Origin of the sequence: Chryseobacterium rhizoplanae (assembly GCF_900182655.1) — a bacterium.
GTDB lineage: Bacteria > Bacteroidota > Bacteroidia > Flavobacteriales > Weeksellaceae > Chryseobacterium > Chryseobacterium rhizoplanae.
The window spans coordinates 318692-339103 of the sequence record NZ_FXTC01000004.1 but is presented as its reverse complement, the minus strand read 5'-3'; the positions used below and the strand labels follow the sequence as shown (position 1 = coordinate 339103).

Sequence of the window (20412 nt, the reverse complement as noted above, 5' to 3'; positions counted from 1 at the left end):
TACTATATTATTTAGGTTTGTAGCTATTATAATTCCCTTTATCCGGATGTAATCTTATCCCTCCATGATTTTTAGGCTGTTTTTTCAATATCTCCCATTTTCCGTTAACTAAAAACTCAATATGTGAGCCACTAGTTGCTCCAAAAGTTTCTCTTTGAAAGAAATCTGCTGTAGCCTGAGCAATGGAAGGTTTAGGAGTATTTTTAGTATTAAGTGCACTCCAGTAATAGGCAGGCGGTGTATCTGAGTATGTCCAGTTTGAAATTCCCGAATTACATCCCCAAAATTTTATGGTTGCATTTGAACTGAACAAATCATTCCTTTTTTTGAGCTTTAGTGCTTTTGCTGTTAAATAATCATCGGTCAATAATGCACCAATCTCCGCTTCTACTACTTCTTCATATGTAATTTTTCTCTTCAATTGAAGACTTTGATTATAAGCGTTGGTTCGTGATACCTGGCTTTCATTATTATGATACCCTAAATACAATCCTCCTCCTGCTGCATGTGAAAACACATGTAATTCGTCTATTTGAAATGTTTTGAACTTACTCAAATATTCAAAGAATGTATTTTTATTTTGCATTGAAACAACAATTATTTTTTCTTTGGGATACTTCTTTAATTTTTCTTTCTTTAAACTTTCTGCAAATTGTCCAAAGTCTCCCAAATCAGCACCATTTCCATAAAAAATTAAAATCCCTTTATTTTTTACCTGCAAAAGTATATCCAAATGTGAAACATCTCTCCCTTGTGCTTCTGCTACTATTAAATTTAATCCATTCATCATTAGTTATTATTTAAAGATTCATTAGGTAGTTCTACGGCTTCTTTTAAAGCAGCAAACCCTTCTTTATTGACTGTTCCAGATAAAACTAATTCTTTTTGTCCATCTTTAATTTCTTTACCTTCTTTATCAATCACTTTTAAAGATATGTTTTCTCCCTCTTCATAATTCCTTGTTTGAACTAATAAACTTACCTTACTGCCAAAATATGTATTGTCAATATCCTCGGTCATTTCAGCATCCATCCATTTAATATTAACAATTTGCTTCTCTTTAGTATAATCAAACTCACCATTTTGAGGAACTTTATTCATTTGAGGAGCTTTATATTCAATCTTATCTTTAGCGGTCAATAAGGAATTGGCTCCATATACATGCATCTTGTCTTTTGCTCCGAACTCTGTTTGTCCATCTGTATACCCAATAAATTTTTCTTTACCATAAAGGTCCAGGTGTACTTTTGCTGATATTTCAGTATTAGTTCCAGCATTAATGATGGTTTTCTTACCACTATCCTGACTGATCTCCTGTTTAGCGATAATTTTGATATTTTGACCAACATTGGTATCCATATTCTTCCCTGCCTTGGTTTCAATATTTTCTTCAATATCAAACTTCAGGTTCTTTGATTTTATGGTAATGGTTTCAGGAGCAGTAATGTTAATGTTGCTTCCTTCTGTATCAAATTTCAGCTCATTACCACTTTTATCGGTCAGTAAAATACTTTCATCTTCTGTAAATATCAATCTATGACCACTTCTGGTCTGCAAGGATTTTATACGGTTATCCATGCCTCCTCCCAAGCCTACACCTCCATGAAACATTCCACCCATTGCAAAAGGGAAATCAGGATTATGATATTCAAAGCCTACCATCACCTGGTCTCCGATTTCCGGAACAGCCACAAAGCCTCTATTCTGACTTATAAGATCTGTTCCCCCTGCGTCTGGACTCATCATTCGGATAAAATGAGTGGTATCATTCAATTGCCAGTCAAACTGCACTTGTATTCTGCCTTGATTCAAAGGGTCTGCATTAGAGATAACCACTGCAATTTGCGGTTCTGCTTTAGGTACAACAAAATCTGGTTTAGGCATAAATCCTGTCCCCTCAGCTATTGCTTCAAAACTTCCTGTATAATAGCCTCTTGCATCCACTTCATGGCTTACTTCTGTCATCATCAGAGTTGTGAAATGGGACGTTTGGTTACTGTCTTGGTTTCTCATGTCTATGTCTGCTACACAGCCTATGTATAAGAATGGGACTGTTGTCTTTCCTGAAATGGTAAAAACCTCTATAGCTTTACTTCCTCTTGCACTCTTCTGAGAATCATCTACATCCAGAAACATATTTGCATTAATAGGGGTGGGAGTAAGTGACCTTGTTTTGAAAATATTATCATTTAGTTCATAGGATTTGGCTGATAAACTCCCTAAGTGTTTAATACTATCATTAGAGCCCAGCATTTTAGCATGACTACTGCTGTTGTAACCAAAGTATTCTGGTCTGGTATGTACTGCTTTTAATTCTACCTGTACATGTGTAACATTACTACCATAAACGAGATTGATAGGCTTTTCATGAGGAGGAAGCTTTCCAAAGTGTAGTATTTCACCATCATAATAAAACTGTTCTCCATAAGCTTCTGCAAGTCTTGCAAGATAGTTGTAATGAGTTTCACAATATTGAGAGCTGTAGTTAATGTAGCCTTTATTTTGGGTGTCTATTCTGAAATCAAATTTACTCGTCCCTAATGCTTCCTTAATAATTCTATCTGCAATGATAGCTGTATTTACAGATTGACTACCTCCGAAACTCTGAGTATGTGGGGCTGAATCCATCAGAATTGTTGGACTGTAGCCTTTAAGGACAATATTACCAAGGCTTATTTGCTCCTGACTAAATGCAACTTTTGTAATTACACCAACAAATGTTCTTTCGGGACTTTCGTTTTCAGTATCTTTATATTTGAAAGTTATCGTAATACGTTTACCTAAAAATAGCTGGGCTTCTTCAAGGTTATGATTCTGTACCTCACCCAAAGAATCATGAGCTAAAGTCAGTTCAAAATAGTGGTGTGTTCTGGCACTTTGCTGTAAACGGAAGTGTTTAAAATGACTGATAGATTTCCCTTCAACCACAATATCAAGTTTAACCACACGGTTAATACCTGCAATATGGTTCTCTGAAATCTTTTCAGAATTGGAAATATTCTTTCTCATTAATACTGTGGTATTTGCGTTTATATCACCAAATATAGATAAATGTATAATACCACATATGTAAATCCTGGAAAAAATCAAAAAGTGTAGTAAAACTACAATTCGATACCAATGCAAAAAGGAGAATAAAATTAAGATTTAGGTTAGTAGCTTATGTTATTTTATATTCTGCAGGAATGAGCTCTCGGCATTGTCTTTTATTATGAGAGAGATGTATTTAATTTGTTATTTGAATTAGCCCAAACAATATCATATCTACTATTATAATTGTAAAATTAGAATTTTTAATCAGTATGTTTTATAGTGGAAAGGACCTTTATTCGTCTAGTTCCCAAACTTCTTAACATGCACCCTTTTCTCTGAAACCTTGATGACAAACGGTTCAAGATGTATTATTTTTCCTGCCTGAACTGTAAATTCCTGGTTTGTTTTCTCAGAATAGGTGTTGGCAGGTAATGAGCTTTCTACAAGCTCAATTCTGTAATTTCCAGCTCCAAGGAAAGACCCGATTTCTCCATTGTCATCGGTAATTACATGTTGTAAAAACTTATCTTTATCATAGATGTTGAAAATAATTCCTGCCGTTTTAGGATCAAATTCCAATGCTTTTTTAGGATTAAATTCATACGTTATTTTTCCCAGCATGGTTCCATTTTGATGGAGTGGAACCTGAAGAGAATAACTGTTTTTTTTCACTTCAAACTCCAGTTCATTATAATACCATCCTTGCTGGATTACCTGCTTGAGCATATAGTTGCCATACGGAATTGCTTTGTACACAATTTTACCACTCTGATTGGTTTTGAAAGAGACATTATTGATCATAATAATGTAATTTTCAGCGCTTTGGTCGCCATCATCATATACATTATTATTGTTGTTGTCATAAAATACAAATGCCATTATTTCTCCCTTTTTGCTGGCAATAAGTCTGTTAGGCTGCAGGTTCAGTGTGACGCCTGCTTCAACAGTAAAAAAATTGTTGCTGAAATTGTTGGAAGAATAATTAAACCACGATGAATTCAGGAATACTCCATATCTTTCCTTTGTGTATTTCAGGTTGACAAATCCTGAAGGTGACTTCCCATATAAAACATCATCCGTATAAGATAATCCCGAAGTAATATTGAGCTTTTCGCTTAACAGGGCTTTGTTAACAAAGGCGGATACTGAAAATTTCTTATACAGGACGTTTCCATTGAAATTTCTTGATGAAGCAAATTCAGAGAGATAATAGCTTCCGTGCTGATATATTCCGTTGATGTTGAGCCATTTATAACCGTAGTTTCCGGTGATCTTCATCTGGTATTCTGCATTGTGGCTATCCGGATAATTAACTGCTCCTGCTTCCACTGCAAGTAAGGTAGAGTGTTTTCTGTTATTGCTGATCCATGTTGTATTCTGGGTGATCCTAAGGGCTTTCAGTGTTTGTAATTCCTGATTTCCTGAAGTATCAAAAAAGTTGTTGTAGCTGTTGGAACTTTCCTCCTGATATTGTGTGCCCACAGCAAATCCGAAATTTTTCCTTTTTGCGAAGTTGATTCCAATATCTCCTCTTATCGTATTGGATTTAAAATCATTGTTATACGAGTAGAATTTTGGTGAAAAGTTAGAGACCATCACATTCGCATACAAATAATGGTTTTCAAAAATGGGGGTTGAAAAATTCTGTTGTATTTGTAACATTCCTCTTCTGTTTCCGGGATAATAGTCACTGCTGTAGAAGTAGTTTCCATTCAGATTCACTTTTTTGATGGTTCCTGAATACTGTGTTTCCAAAGCCAGGGAAGGTTTGGTAAGGTGTGTATTTTCATAATAACTCAGACCGCTGTATACTTTGGAATTCATTTTCCAATCCTTGTTGAAAGAATACTGAATATCCGTACCGAATACATGATGGTTCGCTTTTTCATAAGGGTCATTTTTAAAAATATAGGTTGCTGAGAAATTTTTCGAGGCATTTTGAGCGCCCATTATTCCCCTGGCATAAAAGCCGTATCCGTATTTCAAGAACGAATTTCTTTCAATAAGGCTGAAACTCTGATCTACAAAACCTACTTCTATTTTCTTATCTTTATCCGGAGAAGTGTATGCATATTCTGCTCCTCTTCCAAATAATGAAACTTCCATAATTTTACTGATATTCCCTAAGGTGAATTCATTTTGTTCCCTATGATATGACACATAGGTATTGCTCACAACAGGATCACTTTGATTGTTCAGCGTATAAATATTACCGCGTATGAACATATAACCCGAAGGAAGGTTAAAGCCGCCTGATCCTATCAGCTGATACATATCTGTGTTGTTGCCGACCCGCCTGTAACTGGCAGTAATGGTGTTTTTACTGTAATTTGAAAACAGATCGAACTCCATATCCTGATAACGCTGGGTAGAAGAAACGTTTTGTACCGATATAGAAGTATTACCGAAAATTTCCTTATCCGGTTCTCTGAAACCTGCAATATTAACCGTAAACTGAGAGCTCTTAAGCAGATTTCCGGAAGGCAGGAAGCGAAAAACAAATACAGAATCTTTCTGCACGTCGATAGTTCCTTTTTTTTCAATAAACAGGTTCTTTTGGGTAGCTTCCGGAATTTTAAATACAATGGTAACATGCTGCCTTTTGTTTCCTAAATTGGAAACCCTTGCCCGGACTTCCAGGGAATCTTTAGATGTTCCCATGTAGACAACAGGATTTTCAGCTGTTACCTTCATATTGTTATTCTCCGTTACCACATAGGAGAGACTCTTTTTTACAACCTGTTGATTTTTTTCATCAGTAATGGTAAATATGAGATCTGCTTTACCGGAAACGATAGTGTTGCTGGTTAGTATTTTGATAGGAATAAACAGATTCTGGCCGGGATTCAGTTCGATGTCAGCATTATTGTCAGAAATTGTTCTGAAACCTTTGGGAGTCTTAACTTCAACTCTGCCTTTAAAATGTTTGTTTTCATTGTTTTTCAGAACAAGGAGAATTTCTACAATATTAGGATTAACCCGATTGGGCTCATTGCGGATCTCCATGCTTATAGCCCCATCAGTTTGAGCCGAAATCCAAACGGAAAACGGGATCAGAATAAAAAACATTATTTTCCTGAACAGCCTGTTATGAAGCATTATAAATTATTGAGGCGTAATCTCGAATTGAAGGGTTGTTGTATAATCCTCTGCTTTGGCATTGATAAATCTTTCATCATTAGGTTTGGTGGAATACTTCATGTCATAATAAACATCAGCATTCTGTGTAGAATTACCGGCAGCGACAAGCTGTGGCAATGTACTTAGTAAAACAGTATACGCCGTTCCCATATTGCCTGAAATAGGAATAAGATTAAGCTGTACAGTATCAAGAGGCAGGAAATTACCGGAAGATGAACTGAACTGGGTCTGAAGGGATTTCAATTTGATCTGATACTTTGTATTGCTTTTTACAATAAGTGCATTGGAATACGTTACGCTGGCTCCATTTGCGTAATCCTGCATGTTTTTAAATTCCAGGTTACCATTCATGGCTGCTGCTCCGAACTTCATAGACATCTCCGGAATATCCGTAGGAGTTCCTGAAAGCGTGCCGATCTGATACTGGAAATTATGATCTACAGTACCGATAATATTATTGTACTGATCATAGGCTGTAAACTGTAATGGCGCTGTAAAAGTAATCCAGGCTGGATAGGCTCCCAGATAGGTACCTCCTGCCAGATTCATGCTGTATTTAATCTGAAGGCTGTAATAACCATTCGGTTGCGCTGGCTGATTATATAATGCAGCATTTGACTGAGGAATTAAGAAAACCTCCTGACTTTCTTTCAAAATCACATTAAGCGGCATCCCGATTTGCGGAATAGAAGGAACCGGGTTAGGGTAGGCCTTTCCTGATGATGAAACCGGCTGAAAAGAAATTTTATTCGCAGGTAAAATATAATTTCCCTGATTGGACATAATAGGTTGCTTCAATCTTACCGAAACTCTCCAATAAGGCATGTTGATATTCCCGTTACCCGCTAAAGTAAGCGTGTATGCGTCAGGATTTGTATTGCCATTATAAGAATTAATCTGCAGATAGCTGTTTACCCATGAGCTGTATAAAATTTGTGAAAAGCAGTTCAGGGAGACCAATAGCAGGATAAGACACAGTTTTTTATTCATGTGTAAAATTCAGTTCTGCCAGCTCCAGATTATTGTTGTCTCCATAATCAATCATTACTGATGCAGTATATTTTCCTTTTAACAGTGTTGCAGGAAGAGGAATATTCAATTCTCTCTTGTTTCCAGGCATGGTATAGAAAATAATCTGATCAAGCGATACTTTATTACCGTTTTCTGTATTCACAAGTTCCGTTTGTATTTTTCCATCGGTCCATATATTGCCCTGATTTTCAAACAAGATGGTAAGATCTTTTTTGGATGAAGCCAGAGTAAGATTATGAATCTCAATTTTTTTAGTGGCTTTGGCAGTTAACTTATGAAAGAGTTTAATTCCTGAACGGATACTTACTTTTATATTGGCCCCTTTGTTATCTACATCATTCACAGGATTCATCTGACTCACATACAGAACAGCAGTATGAGCTAACATCTGATCTGATAATGTAGCGGGAGGAGTGATGGTGACATCAATGTCCTTTCTTTCCCCCGGAGCTAAGGTAAAATACGTGTCTTCATTTTTTATTGATATCCAGCTGGCGCAGGATGTTGGCAGCGTATTGGCCGCAGACATTTTGTTTTCTCCTGTTTCATTATATTCCCAGTCACCCAAACTCACAGCCATGTCCAGAGAATTTTTTGCACTTACATTGGTTACAGTTACCTTCTGCGTAGTGCTTTTTCCAGCATCAGATTCAAAATAAAGTCTGGGAGGAGACACCGATACACCTGTCTGAGCATTGATTGGAGAACAGAAAAGGAGTAAAGAAAATAAAATGAAGATATAAGATCGGTTCATTATTATACTTTGCTGTTAAAGTACAGATAAAGTGCTACAATCTGTAACACTTTATCTGGAGTAGTTTATATAGTATTTAAATACTTATTGAGAAATAATAGTATACGTTAACTCTGTTGTATAAACGGTAGGATCCTGACCTGCAATATAATTGTCAAGATAAGCATTGGCTCCTGCTCCTTTATATTCAATGTTAATTTTTTTGTCTACACCACCACTAGCGGATGTTACTAATGTTGCATCGTTATTAGAAAGCTGCACGTTCTGTGCATACTGAGCGCCGTTAAGAACTTCAGTTCCTGCACTGGCCTTAATTTGAATGGTATTGGCCTGGATATTTTTTGCCCCGCTTTGCAATGCTGCATTGGCACTTTTTACTTTAACCTGGAAACCTCCTGTACTATAGATGCTTAAATGATCAGCATTTACAGAGGATACTCCGTTGGCATAGTCATCTTTAGTTTTATAGTCTAAGTTTACAATCTTTTGAGCAGGGTTTACGATAAGAGTCTGGATAGGTTTTAATCTAACATTTAGAGTTACATTCTGTTGAGCCTTTAAAGCAACAAAACCAAATAGCGACATTGAGGCTACAATATATTTCTTCATAAAATAACGGGAGTTTTAATAGTATATTACTTCTTGTTTTTTTCAGGTGCAAATTTAGAAAGAGGTATAGGTACTTGTTTTGTGAAAAAGTACTAAAGATTTGTAAATTTGGTTTTGGAAATAATCTTGCTGAAAAATAGTATTTTATGAAGGAAAATAAGCTTTTAAATTAATTAAAAATTAAAAATATTGTTAATGTTGTTGAATCAATATTATATTATTGTCAATTTACTAAAAACAAAAGGTTAAAAATTTAAAAAAATAATATATAATGTATAGTAAATAAGCTCTAGATCGGCTTATTGAGAGATTAAAGTTAACATCATAGAAGTGGACTTATCTTTAAATTGTTTTATAATTTTATCTATTTTTTGATTTATCATGAATTTTTTTTCAATAACTCCGTCATGACTTTTAATAAGATTATACTCATCCTTATCATCGTGTTGAATTCCCAGCTGAAATCCTGATGGACTTGAAATGATAACAGAGTTTATTTCCGCTTGGATACTTTCATCCGTATCATCAACCATTTCGCTGTCACCTCCAACCGCCAGCATCTGGGTAGGATAGAGTCTTACATTCACCTGAACATCATCTGTCTGCGCATAGATGCTCATGGAAACGAAAAGAAAAATTACTGAAAAAATATATCTTTTAAACATATATTAATTTTTCACTGATCTGTTATTTATCCAAAAATACAATATTATTTTTACATTATTTCATTTCTGAGGGATTTTTTCCTGTATGTTTTTTAATAAAATTACTAAAATTTCCTTCATCACTGAATCCCAGATCATAAGCAATTTCAGAAATGTTGCTGCCAGAGAAACTAAGGGATTTTTTGCATTCATTGATCAGTTTTTCAATGATAATATGTTTGGCCGTCTTTCCCAAAACATACTCGGTCATTTCAGTGAGCTTTCTTGGCGTGATATTGAGTTCATTAGCATAGTGCGAGACCTTTTTAGCCTTTTTATAGTCTCTCTGCAAAAGCACTTTAAATCTATTGACGTAGTGGAGATAATCAAATTTGATGTCTTTTTTCAGTGTTTCAGCCGGAATATGTAAAAATGCGTCCAGAATTAATCTTTCAATAGCGTTATGGGCAGCGGAAACATACAGACTTTCATCTTTATGTTGAAAATTGTGCATTCTTCCCATAAAGACTACGTTCATCTCTTTAATATTTTCAAAAGGTGCTATGAAAATATCAGAATCATAATTGAAAAAAAGCCTTGAATTGATAAACATGCTGTCTTTTCCTGATCTTTCATAAAAGCTTGAAGAAAATGCAATGATATACACCTCGCCCCGTTTGGTCTCACCAAATACAATTTGTTTTTGAGGGCCTACAAATGCGATATGGCCGCCTTTTATGGGATGTGGAATATTTTCAACTTCCAAAGTAATATCTTCTATAATGATGTAGATACAGAAATACTCAAGTGTATTAAAACTTCTTTTATTATTATTTCTCTGTATGATGTTATTTAATGTGTTGATGCTGAATCCTAAATTCTTCAATTGGTCTGTGATAACGTACATAGTGATAAGCTTCAATAAAATGATAAAGTTGTTCTATAATGGCGGATTATACAGCTAAAATGAGCCTAAAGATCAAACTATATGATATAATTAGGATATTTAGGTACTTATTTTGAAGCCTGATTTGACTAATATAAATGTATATAAAAATAGCTATGTTTTTATCATTAATTTCGAGTTATTATTAAGTTTTTAGCTTTAATAATAACAAATATCCCGGGCTTGAGATTTTAGTACTTTCCATTTTCCCAATATCAACACGTCGTCTTTTACTTGCTTGTCCATTATTTATTTATAGTATGGTTAACTCCCTGAAAAACTATTCAATACCCTTTCAAAGAATGATGTAAGCTTGATGCCGCTATGATTATAAACGATTATCCAACGGCGTATGAAGAAATCCTTCAGCTGAAATATTACACAAAAGTGCCATAGACACAGGTCTGATTTACATGTAATTTTACCATGAAATCATCAATAACTCTGTAACTACAAGTTTATCCTCAATCTTAAAATATAAAATCATGAAAAACTTTTATGTAACCATTGTATTGCTGCTTGCCAATACCGGAGTTATCTGGTCGCAAGTGACACCGAATTCTAACAAATTTTCAGTCGAGAATTATGTAGCCATAGATAATAAAGGGAAATATGCGCTTTACAACACCCACGGTTTTTATGAAAATGTTGCTAAGGGTACTGTTGCCAAGGTGTTTATATTGCCTATTCTTAAGTTTGATATCAATAATATTAAATATATAGACAGTAAAGGAAATGAAACATATAAGGGTTCAGATCAGATCCGGACCTTGATTATTCCGGTAACACAGGAGCTGGCATTACCCAATGAAAGCCAGAAAGCATCTATTTGTGCTGCAATAAAAAGCACAACAATATCCGCCTTTTATCCTCCGATTCTAAAAAATACAAATGGACAGCCTGTTTTAACGCCTTATCTGATGACCAATACTGCATTAACCAACCATTTCTTTTCTCTGGCCCAACAGTATGAAACTACCATGCTGGCTCCTCAGGAAGAATTGATTAAAGATTATAATACCAATTTCCAAAGCCAGATCATCTCACCTACCGAAGTAGAATTCATTGTGGAAGCAGGAGGGGAGACTGTTTACAGCAAGCGCATCTCAGGAACACTGGTTGGTAATAAAAACTTTAAAAATATAAGTATTGAAAATCCTACGGAATATGTTAAAAATCTGCTGGCTAACGGAAATGGTGAAATATCGGTCAGCTATAAATTTAAGAATTCTAAAACCAGTTATATTAATGCCCATATAGACGGTAGTACTATTATTAATCAATTTTTAAGTGATGCTCAGCAGAGCAGCGTAAGCCAGAAATCAAGCGGGTGGGCATTTCTTGGATTAGGAAGCAGCCGGAAATCAATGAAGTCCTCATTCAATCAGCAGATTGAGAATCAGTATACTGCTGAAAAAATAAATAATACGAGAATTGAAATGTATGATGCAGATGACGACATGATTCATCAATTTGAAGAAAAATTCTTTCCTGATATCTCTCAGGAGGAAGCCCTTAAGAATCATCTTCAGGCAGCCGAAAAAGCAAAAGCGGAAGGGAATGATAAATTGCAGAATTTACATTTGCAGTTTGCAGAATCATTACAAAAAAATGATCCTAACCTGACTCCCAATATTGAGGCTGCTGTAGCGGCTCTTGGTAAAAAAGATTATATCGGATTTATAGCCAATGGAGTAAGATGGGGGAATAATGGAGCGAAAGGTAACACTTCCTTTAAAAAAGTGCTGAACAGTACTGAAATGACAAAGATGGTAGAAGATTATAGCCATACAAAAACAATATCGGTGCAGCATGCAGTTACTCAACCTGTCATTGCCAAAGAAGACGTGAAGTTCAGAGCTTCTGTAGGAGTCATTGATGTTATTCCATGGGATGTTCAGCTGTATATTTATAATGGATATAATACCGTTCTTCAGAATGTAAAAGGTGTATTAATAGGCCCAACAACTGTAGGCGGAGCTTTACATCTTAATAATATCCTGGCTGGTACCCTTGTTAAAAAAGTGGGTTCTTATTCTGTATATGATGCCCAAACTTTTACAGATGCTTTAAAAAACTATGAGCCTGGTGAAAGAACTGATTTGACTTTAGTAGTGCCCAATGCAATGAATCCCAATATTTATCAGGAAAAAACCGTACAATTTACGCTGGGGGCTCTTCCGGTTATTGATTAGAATGGACTATTAGTATATATCGTGAATTATTAAATGCCTCCTGTTGAAAAAATCAACAGGAGTTGTTTTGTAGAGTACTCGTTGAAGATCCGGAAATGTTCATCTCTTTTTGAAGTGTTAATTTATTGATAATCTGATGTATAAATTTGAGTTATCACCATTGGAGATCTGTAAGTTGTTGTTTTTCAGTGTTATAAATATATTTAATAATATAGTGAAATTCCATATTATTTAATAAAATTAATTTGTACATTTATTTCATTCATGAATGTATCTTATTGGGATTTAGTGTAATATGTTTTTAAAGTAGGGCTGCTTTCTTTATAAAGTACCATATATTTAAATAAAACTATTATGCTGTAAAAGGTAAAAACCATTAAAACATACAATCATGAGTAATGAAAATTTTAATCCTCTTGAGCTTCTCCGTACGAAGTTCAGGTATCCGTTCCCAACCTTAAAAAATCCTCATGCAGATCAGTTGCAGGACATCACCGAAAACCAGTGGATTGATGGTGAATATATGTGGCTGTATCAGAATAATCCTGATCTGCGTAAAAAGTACAAGAAAACCAAAACAGCCCACATCGCAGCCCAATGGTTTCCTACGGCTTCTGCTGAACGTTTCCGGCCTATCTGCAGGCTGATGCTCTGGACACTCTACAATGATGACCTGTATGAAGAAAGCAAACCTGATGATATTGATGATGTGCATGCTCAATCTATTGCCATATTGAATGGTGAAATCTCTGTTTCTCAGTCTACAATACCATTAGCTTCTATGCTTGCCTCATTAAGACAGGAATTGCTTCAGTTTATCCCTGAGGAATCAATGCATCGTTTCACGCAGATGATCAGCAGATATTTTAACGGTCTTAAAAAAGAACAGGAATACAAAAAGAATAAGATGTTTCCTACAACGGCAGAATGTATTGTCTTAAGGGAAGATTCAATCTGCCTGTATCCTTTCCTGCAGCTTACTGAGGTTGAAACAGGCATTACCCTGCCTCCGGAAATTCATGACCATCCGGTGATCCGCCGTCTTCAGGCACTTGCCTGTCATCTGGTAACTTTTTTCAATGAGGTTCAATCTGTAGTAAAAGATGAAGCAACAGGGAGTATCTATTATAATATTGTGAAGGTAATTCAGAATGAACGCAGGGTATCATTAGAAGAAGCCTGCATGGAAGATCTGCGTCTCCATAATGAAGATCTTAAGGAATTTGTAGCCCTGCAGGCCTCACTTCCAGACTTTGGTATATGGCACGAGGCTGTGGTCAATTGGGTACACTATATGAGTATGGTACTGAGCGGTTGGAAAAACATATCCACCAAGCTTGACCGCTATAACAAAACTGAATTTCCAAGTGCTTCTGAATTAAGGGAAACACTGAACCATAACCAATTTTAATAAAACTGAGTGATTCGTGGTAGCTACATGATTTACGGTTTTAACAACAATCATAATACAGAAAAAATAAGGTTGTGATTGATGACATCAGGCAGTTGATGCTTATTTAAGTATAATAATTTAAAAATATAGATAAGATGACACCAGAACAATTTAATAGTGCAGATTACTTACCACGGGGATGTTACCCATGGCCCGACCTTATCAACCCACATGCTGAGCAGATGGGGAAAGATATGGATGGATGGATTGATAATGATTATACTTTTCTGACTGAAAAACAACGGAAAATTTATAAAAAAATGGAACTTCATATGTGCACTGCACGTATGTGGCCGCACTTAACTTATGAGCAGGCCATTCCATGTAACAGGTTTATGCTCCAATACGTTGCTCTCGATGATCAGGTGGAGCATTCGTCCCTTGAAGAAATCCAGGAATTACGGATCCGTTGTACAGATATTCTCAGGGGTGCTCACGCCATGCCGGAGGAAAATGCCCTCTATCATCATATGGCAATGATCCGGGATGAATTTCGTGCTTTCATGCCAGACCTGTGGTTTGAGCGGTTTGTTTACTATTTTTATCAATCTTTCAGATACGGAATAGAATTGGAATATCCCTACAAAATAGCCCATCGCCCCCCATCACTGAATCTTTACAAAACCATTAGAGAATATTCTGTTCTGATGCGTCCTTATCTGATCTTTGGTGAGATTGAATCAGGGCTTGTCCTGCCGGAACATATCTTTGAGCATATAGTAGTACAAAAAATGATTTCCCATATGACCCTGGTCGTTGCCTGGCAAAATGATCTTCACTCCCTGCCAAAAGAAATGGCGAAAGGAACTGAGGTTTTTAATCTGGTTTTTGTATTACAGCAGGAATATAATCTTTCTTTGGAAGACGCTTGTGCAGAGGCTTTACGTATTCATAATGAAGAGCTTACCAGTCTGAATGGCTTACATAAAGAATATCGGGAATTCGGTGAATATCAGGAACACGTCGACAAATTTGTTTATTATGCCGGTGTCGGATTGCAGGGAGTTAACACTTTTTATCTGGAAACAAACAGATATAAACATGGAGGAGTTGGTTTTGCCTGGCCTGAAGATCAAGCTGCAAATAAAAGTCTGTAAATAAGATTAATTTAAAATAACTTTTAAATTTTAAAGATGAAACAACAGGACGTTCCGGTTTTACAATATCCCTGGCCCTATGAAATAGGTCCTTTTTCACAATCTTTTTATGAAGAACAGAATGATTGGATTGATACAGATTATCAGTTTATGTCTGAAGCTACAAGAGCTAAATACAAGAAACATGGTCTTGTAGAGGCTGCTTCATATATGTTTCCGGCGGCCAACACTAAAGAACAAATGAGACCTATAGCAAGATTTATGGTTTGGCTGACTCTATTGGATGATTATTATGAATTATGCCCGGTTGATCAATTTGCAGATATCAGAGACCATATCATGGATATCATGATGGGAGAACAACCTAAAGCAGATGATATCGGACTGATAAAACAGGTGGCTTTAAGCAGACAGGAATTTATTCCTTATGTTAATGACGAGTGGTTCATACGCTGGACTAAAAATTTCTATTGTTATGCCACCTATGGACTTATGGAAGAAACCCCCTACAAGTTAAAAAAAGAATATCCAACCGTTAGTAATCTTCTGCTTATCCGTGAATATTCAATTTCCATGTACCCATATGGTGATCCGGTAGAACCTTCTATTAATTACATAGTGCCGGGGTATATTTCTGAACATCCCATTATAAAAAGGCTAAAAATGCTAATGTGCAGAATAATAGCTATTCAGAATGATTTTGCTTCCATAGAGAAGGAGTTGGGGATTGATACAGAAATTCTGAATATTATATTGGTTATAAAGAATCAGTACAATGTTTCATTAGAAGAAGCCATTTCCGAGGCAATGCATATCCACGATTCATATGTTCAGGAGTTTGTTGAGCTTCAGAATAATCTCCCCGATTTCGGTTTACATCAAAAGTATATCAAACGTTTTGTTCATAATATGGCATTAATGATCTCAGGATTGGGAGCATGGTATCATAAAGGTAATTCCACCAGGTACAAAACTCCCGGTGAATTTCCTAAGCCTGAATATGGGATCATTACGTAATAACCTTAATGAAAGCACAGACAATATCAATTCTGTTCATCTGTGTTTAGTAACGCGTTTGAATTTACTTTAGCAATCACTTTTAGAGGCTGTCTCCAATATTTGACAATGTAAATATAGGAGACAGCTTTTTTTGTTCATATAAACCTTTGTATCCCTGCTATCGTAAATCTGAAGATTTTAGAGCGGAAACAAAAATTAAATAATTACCTGAGAATTCCGGTCTATTTCTTCGGAGTTAAGGATAGATTATCCATATAAACAGCCTGATGTACCCCATTCAGGAAAACTTTCAGTCCCAGGTGTGAATCTTTTTTCAAAGAAATGGTATATGTTTTTTTCTCTCCTGTTATCTTTGAGGGCTTAGTGATTGAAACAAAAGATTTTGCATCAGAAGGACTGTTTACTGAGAAAAGTTCTAATGTTGTTTCCCCTCCGTTATCCGAAAGATCAACAGAAAGGGTATATGTTCCGGCTTTTATTTCCGGAGTTACCAGATACATATTTTCTCCCGGGTTGCTCATTGAGTAAAAAATAATTCTTTTATCACTCGCATACAGCATGGCTTTCCCTGGCTGAGCAGTCCAGCATTTATTGATGTCTTTCCAGGTATCGAAATTTTCTGTAAGAGTTGCTACCGGTTTACACTGTGCACTTGCTGTTAGGAATCCTCCAATAACAGCGATTCCCGAGAGTACGATTTTTCTCATGTCTTATTTTTATTTATAATGAGTAAAAATAATTAAAAAAGATTGCATTGAGAAGTTTTATTTTGTGATTTAAATTAGTCTTTCATTTTATTCAGGAAATAAGCTTTACATTATTCTTCATGTATTTTCGATATATAAAAAATTTTCATCAAAAAAATAAAGGAATAAATTGATTTTGGAAGTATAAATAGCCAATAACAGACGTTTAAATCATTTGTTTTTGGATTTTTTAAGCCATAAAGGGTTTCCAAATGCATTAACATCTGAATCGATATCTAGATATTCTGATCTGTTACAAAACAGGCATTCTCTTTCAGTATCGCTGATATATTTCCAGGTATGGATATTAAAAAAGCAAAATAATTTTTTCAAAACAAATATTTTTGCAAACAAAATCATTTTATTAATCAAATAATTACGGGATACCGTAATCTGCCGAAAATAAAAGGAAAAATACCAATTGAGATTGAAGCTGAAAAATTTTGTGAATTACATTTTAATTTAGAAAAATGACAAGAGAATGTTACCTTTGACTTACATATAGAAAAAAGAAGAGATACGAAAAGGACTTTTTTATAATCTAAACGATTACGATCATTTAAGTATGAAACATACAAATAATAATATCTATGTATGGTTGAAAACTATAATTTATACACTTGGTTTTCTAAGTTTAATAGGAATATCACGATTTTGGACAGGATCAAAAGAAGATTGGGATCAGATCAGAGAAAATGAATTTATTCCAGCTCTTATCACGAGAACCGTTGCTTTTACAACAGCAGGATTAGTGTTTCTAGGATTATCATTTTTGATCAATTATATTTTTAAAAAAGAGAGCAGTTTTTCAAAAGAACTGGTTATTTTACTGTTGTTTTCTTTTACTCTGAATTTAATAGTATTGTCAGGTTTTATCTAATAAAGACTGAAAATAATGTATAACCTAAAATCTCAATTATCATAACAATTTGTTTTTAGAATGTTACAAAAAGAAGCAGTCACTCTTTGACCATTATACTATTTAAAAAATAAAAATATAAAACATAAAAACTTTAAATAGTAAACTTTCTAATTCTTGTCCATTTTAAGGACTGTTGGCGTATAAATTGATACTACAAAATGAACTGAATTTTGATGACTAATGACTAGACTCGCTGTAACTCTGATTTTCTTTTTAGGTGGTTTTTTCTTTTTACATGCACAGGAGAAGAAAGACTCACTGTATTACAAAATAGAAGAATTTTCGGATAAGAGAAAGGTTACCAAATTCATTCACCGCTTTATATTTCGTAGAGAGCCGGATTCTACTTCCGTGAAATCCAGGACAGAAAAACTGTCGCAGGAAGCTTACAACAAAAAGTATATCAGAAAAATCAGGATCGAAACCATTGATCCTTTTGGATATGGCTCTAAAGATGCTAAAGAAAAAGCAAGATGGTATGATTGGGTAGCAGATCATCTTCATGCCAATACAAGAAACTCCACTGTTAATAATTATTTACTTTTTGAAGAAGGTGAAGAATATAACGCCCAGAAACTTTATGAATCCGAGCGTTTGCTTAGAGCAATGCCATTTGTAAACAGGGTGAATATCAGTGTTTCCGACAGTACTTCCAGCAAAGATTCTATTGATGTTGTGGTTAAAGTCCTGGATTCCTGGAGTCTGAAGCCGAGAATCAGCTATTCCGGAAGTAAAATCGGTCTCGGAGTTACCGAAGAAAATGTACTGGGATTAGGCCATACCCTTGATTTCCTTTACAGAAACGATTCCAAAGAAAAACAGGATTATCTTTTGGGAAGCTATACAACCTATAACCTTTTAGGGACATATATCAATGCCCAGCTTCTTGGGGAAAGGGATTTTTCAAAAAATGAAAGAATTAATTTCAGCTTAAGAAGAGACTTTTTCTCTCCTTTAACGAAATGGGCGGGTGGTTTTACGTTTGAATATTTTAAACGGAAGGTTTTGCTTCCTACAGAAACCGATACTGCATTTCCGGAAGTTCAGATCAAAGTGTACAGTCAGGATTTATGGGGTGGTTATCAGATTCCTGTTTCATCAGATCCCAACGAAAAAGTATCCAGCAATATTGCGATAATAGGACGATTTCAGAATTATCAGTATAAAGACAGTCCGGGAATAGACCAGTATAAATATTTTAGTTCATACAACAGTTTTCTGATGTCTGTTGGGTTTATCCACAGAAACTTTTCGGTTCAGAGAAATATTTTTCAATATGATTTGCCGGAAGATGTTGCGTACGGTAATTCAGTGAACATTATTGCGGGAGGTTTATCTAGAAATAAAGAAGTGAACCCGTATGTGGGAATTTCGGCTTCGTATGGTACTTTTACAAAGTTGGGATACTTTACTGTGAAAGGACAGTTTGGAAGGTTTTTTAATGAAGACAGCCAGAACCGCGAGTCTTTCCGTGTGGATGGAACATATTTTACGAATCTTATGGATTGGAAATTTGCCAAAGCAAGACATTTCTTTTCTCCGACGATTGCCTTAGGAAATCCACAGCATAATTACTCTTATAAAGACAGGATCAATCTTTCTTCTACAGATGAGTTTCCTGTTTACAACTCAGATTATATCGGGACTAAAAAACTGGTTTTAAGATATCAGCTTCAATTGTTCATTAATAAAACTTGGAAGAATTTCCACTTCAGTCCTTACTTAACCACTGCAGTAGGGTGGTTGGGAATGCCTGATGATAGACTATTGAAAACAAAAGCAAATACAAAAATTGGTATTGGGGTATTGATTAATAATCCGTACCTGGTTTTCAACAGAATTCAGATTTCTTTCATGTATTATCCACGGGTTCCGTTTGATAATAACTCGGTTTTTGATTTTAACAGTAATAGAAATAATCTGCTACCAATGAATAATTTTGCAACAGATGTTCCCCATTTTGTAAACTTTGGGAATTGATAAAGAAGTATTTTAAATTTTACCCATTACAAACATATTCTCCATGGTAGGAACTTTACTTCCGCCTTCTTTTTCAAGGGTAATGGCAAAAGCCTGAGCATTGGGAATGTTAGACAGTGCAATTCTGCTGTCCTTGTCCTCGGTATACATTCCTGCGTTTACAGGTTGCCCGTCTTCGATGGCCCAAAGCTGATATTGCATTCCTGCAGGAGCTTTAGGAAGTTTTTCCGCGTTCAGATAGACTTCTTTTGTTTTCTTATCCCAGAAGACCATGGCTTTAGAATCCGTATGCTTTTCAACCCCATTCAGCATTACCATCTGCATATCAGGATTGGAGAACATATCAATTTTACGGTTCATTTTTTCCATTACCCGATCCTGAGCTTGCTTTTCTGCAGCCAGTAAAGCCATTTTCTTTTTATCAGATGACTGCGTATTCACCATAAACAAATTTCCGGCAACACTGATCAGGAATAATACGGAAGCCGCTATTGCATACGTTTTCCATTGTGTATTTTCCTTAATAATTACTCTTTCTGTAGCTTCTCTGTGATCTTTTGTTTCAGGAATATTTGTAGAAACAGAAGGAACGACCTCTTCAACAGTCTGTTCCTGCTGAATTTTATTCCAGATCTTAGATTTCAAATCGCTTGGAGGTGTTACAGCCTGAGCGGTAGCAAGATGTTCCAAAGTCTTTTGCGCTTCTTCAAAAGCTGCTTTTACTTCAGCATTATTCTTCATCACACACTCCAAAATCCCCGCTTCCTCAGGAGAAGCATGGCCTAGAATATAAGATTCTATAATTCCGGATGATATGTATTCTTTTGTGTTCAATTTATT

General features: G+C 35.4%; 16 protein-coding genes. 6 read left to right on the top strand and 10 right to left on the bottom strand.

Annotation, left to right across the window (positions count from 1 at the left end; genetic code table 11):
• Positions 1-7 precede the first annotated feature (7 nt).
• From FN817_RS12225 to FN817_RS12190, 8 genes are all read right to left on the bottom strand, one after another.
• A complete protein-coding gene (locus tag FN817_RS12225; protein WP_142718163.1) occupies positions 8-790 on the bottom strand; it encodes a hypothetical protein in 783 nt (260 codons plus the stop codon).
• Positions 790-3009, bottom strand: a complete 2220-nt coding sequence (locus FN817_RS12220) for a type VI secretion system Vgr family protein (protein WP_142718162.1) — start codon at positions 3007-3009, stop codon at positions 790-792. The genes FN817_RS12225 and FN817_RS12220 overlap by 1 nt, the downstream gene beginning before the upstream one ends.
• Positions 3010-3333: 324 nt before the next feature.
• Complete coding sequence (locus FN817_RS12215) at positions 3334-6102, bottom strand: COG1470 family protein (protein ID WP_142718161.1); 2769 nt, start codon at positions 6100-6102, stop codon at positions 3334-3336.
• Between the two features lie 36 nt (positions 6103-6138).
• Positions 6139-7164: a hypothetical protein gene (locus FN817_RS12210; RefSeq protein WP_142718160.1), complete on the bottom strand. Its 1026-nt coding sequence runs from the start codon at positions 7162-7164 to the stop codon at positions 6139-6141.
• On the bottom strand, positions 7157-7960 hold the full coding sequence (locus FN817_RS12205) for a fimbrial biogenesis chaperone (RefSeq protein ID WP_142718159.1): 804 nt from the start codon (positions 7958-7960) through the stop codon (positions 7157-7159). Before FN817_RS12205 ends, FN817_RS12210 begins: the two co-directional genes overlap by 8 nt.
• An 84-nt stretch (positions 7961-8044) precedes the next feature.
• Positions 8045-8569 (bottom strand): hypothetical protein, encoded by a 525-nt coding sequence (locus tag FN817_RS12200; protein WP_142718158.1) that lies wholly within the window; start codon positions 8567-8569, stop codon positions 8045-8047.
• 299 nt (positions 8570-8868) lie between these two features.
• The gene (locus FN817_RS12195; protein WP_142718157.1) at positions 8869-9234 is read right to left on the bottom strand and encodes a hypothetical protein; all 366 of its coding nucleotides are present in this window, start codon (positions 9232-9234) and stop codon (positions 8869-8871) included.
• 55 nt (positions 9235-9289) lie between these two features.
• Complete coding sequence (locus tag FN817_RS12190) at positions 9290-10120, bottom strand: helix-turn-helix domain-containing protein (RefSeq protein ID WP_052186299.1); 831 nt, start codon at positions 10118-10120, stop codon at positions 9290-9292.
• A gap of 524 nt (positions 10121-10644) precedes the next feature.
• Between FN817_RS12190 and FN817_RS12185 the strand changes: the two genes are divergently transcribed.
• From FN817_RS12185 to FN817_RS12170, 4 genes are all read left to right on the top strand, one after another.
• Positions 10645-12354: a hypothetical protein gene (locus FN817_RS12185; RefSeq protein ID WP_142718156.1), complete on the top strand. Its 1710-nt coding sequence runs from the start codon at positions 10645-10647 to the stop codon at positions 12352-12354.
• Positions 12355-12745: 391 nt separating this feature from the next.
• Positions 12746-13765 carry a terpene synthase family protein gene (locus tag FN817_RS12180; protein WP_142718155.1) on the top strand — a complete coding sequence of 340 codons (1020 nt, stop codon included), beginning with the start codon at positions 12746-12748 and terminating at the stop codon, positions 13763-13765.
• Between the two features lie 137 nt (positions 13766-13902).
• Complete coding sequence (locus tag FN817_RS12175) at positions 13903-14904, top strand: terpene synthase family protein (RefSeq protein WP_142718154.1); 1002 nt, start codon at positions 13903-13905, stop codon at positions 14902-14904.
• Between the two features lie 36 nt (positions 14905-14940).
• On the top strand, positions 14941-15921 hold the full coding sequence (locus FN817_RS12170; RefSeq protein ID WP_142718153.1) for a terpene synthase family protein: 981 nt from the start codon (positions 14941-14943) through the stop codon (positions 15919-15921).
• A 224-nt stretch (positions 15922-16145) separates the two neighbouring features.
• Here FN817_RS12170 and FN817_RS12165 read toward each other — a convergent pair whose 3' ends face one another.
• Positions 16146-16631, bottom strand: coding sequence for a hypothetical protein (locus FN817_RS12165; protein WP_142718152.1), 486 nt, complete (start codon positions 16629-16631; stop codon positions 16146-16148).
• Between the two features lie 604 nt (positions 16632-17235).
• On the opposite strand from FN817_RS12165, the gene FN817_RS12160 reads away from it, so the two are divergent.
• Together FN817_RS12160 and FN817_RS12155 are read left to right on the top strand one after the other, a co-directional pair.
• Complete coding sequence (locus FN817_RS12160) at positions 17236-17550, top strand: hypothetical protein (protein ID WP_142718151.1); 315 nt, start codon at positions 17236-17238, stop codon at positions 17548-17550.
• 222 nt (positions 17551-17772) lie between these two features.
• Positions 17773-19572 carry a BamA/TamA family outer membrane protein gene (locus FN817_RS12155; RefSeq protein WP_142718150.1) on the top strand — a complete coding sequence of 600 codons (1800 nt, stop codon included), beginning with the start codon at positions 17773-17775 and terminating at the stop codon, positions 19570-19572.
• 12 nt (positions 19573-19584) lie between these two features.
• Here FN817_RS12155 and FN817_RS12150 read toward each other — a convergent pair whose 3' ends face one another.
• On the bottom strand, positions 19585-20406 hold the full coding sequence (locus FN817_RS12150) for an anti-sigma factor (protein WP_142718149.1): 822 nt from the start codon (positions 20404-20406) through the stop codon (positions 19585-19587).
• Positions 20407-20412: the final 6 nt, after the last annotated feature.

Bases quoted from the DNA above. Each gene is read 5' to 3' on its own strand.
- FN817_RS12225 (WP_142718163.1), bottom strand. From the start codon at position 790: ATGATGAATGGATTAAATTTAATAGTAGCAGAAGCACAAGGGAGAGAT.
- FN817_RS12220 (WP_142718162.1), bottom strand. From the start codon at position 3,009: ATGAGAAAGAATATTTCCAATTCTGAAAAGATTTCAGAGAACCATATT.
- FN817_RS12215 (WP_142718161.1), bottom strand. From the start codon at position 6,102: ATGTTTTTTATTCTGATCCCGTTTTCCGTTTGGATTTCGGCTCAAACT.
- FN817_RS12210 (WP_142718160.1), bottom strand. From the start codon at position 7,164: ATGAATAAAAAACTGTGTCTTATCCTGCTATTGGTCTCCCTGAACTGC.
- FN817_RS12205 (WP_142718159.1), bottom strand. From the start codon at position 7,960: ATGAACCGATCTTATATCTTCATTTTATTTTCTTTACTCCTTTTCTGT.
- FN817_RS12200 (WP_142718158.1), bottom strand. From the start codon at position 8,569: ATGAAGAAATATATTGTAGCCTCAATGTCGCTATTTGGTTTTGTTGCT.
- FN817_RS12195 (WP_142718157.1), bottom strand. From the start codon at position 9,234: ATGTTTAAAAGATATATTTTTTCAGTAATTTTTCTTTTCGTTTCCATG.
- FN817_RS12190 (WP_052186299.1), bottom strand. From the start codon at position 10,120: ATGTACGTTATCACAGACCAATTGAAGAATTTAGGATTCAGCATCAAC.
- FN817_RS12185 (WP_142718156.1), top strand. From the start codon at position 10,645: ATGAAAAACTTTTATGTAACCATTGTATTGCTGCTTGCCAATACCGGA.
- FN817_RS12180 (WP_142718155.1), top strand. From the start codon at position 12,746: ATGAGTAATGAAAATTTTAATCCTCTTGAGCTTCTCCGTACGAAGTTC.
- FN817_RS12175 (WP_142718154.1), top strand. From the start codon at position 13,903: ATGACACCAGAACAATTTAATAGTGCAGATTACTTACCACGGGGATGT.
- FN817_RS12170 (WP_142718153.1), top strand. From the start codon at position 14,941: ATGAAACAACAGGACGTTCCGGTTTTACAATATCCCTGGCCCTATGAA.
- FN817_RS12165 (WP_142718152.1), bottom strand. From the start codon at position 16,631: ATGAGAAAAATCGTACTCTCGGGAATCGCTGTTATTGGAGGATTCCTA.
- FN817_RS12160 (WP_142718151.1), top strand. From the start codon at position 17,236: ATGAAACATACAAATAATAATATCTATGTATGGTTGAAAACTATAATT.
- FN817_RS12155 (WP_142718150.1), top strand. From the start codon at position 17,773: ATGACTAGACTCGCTGTAACTCTGATTTTCTTTTTAGGTGGTTTTTTC.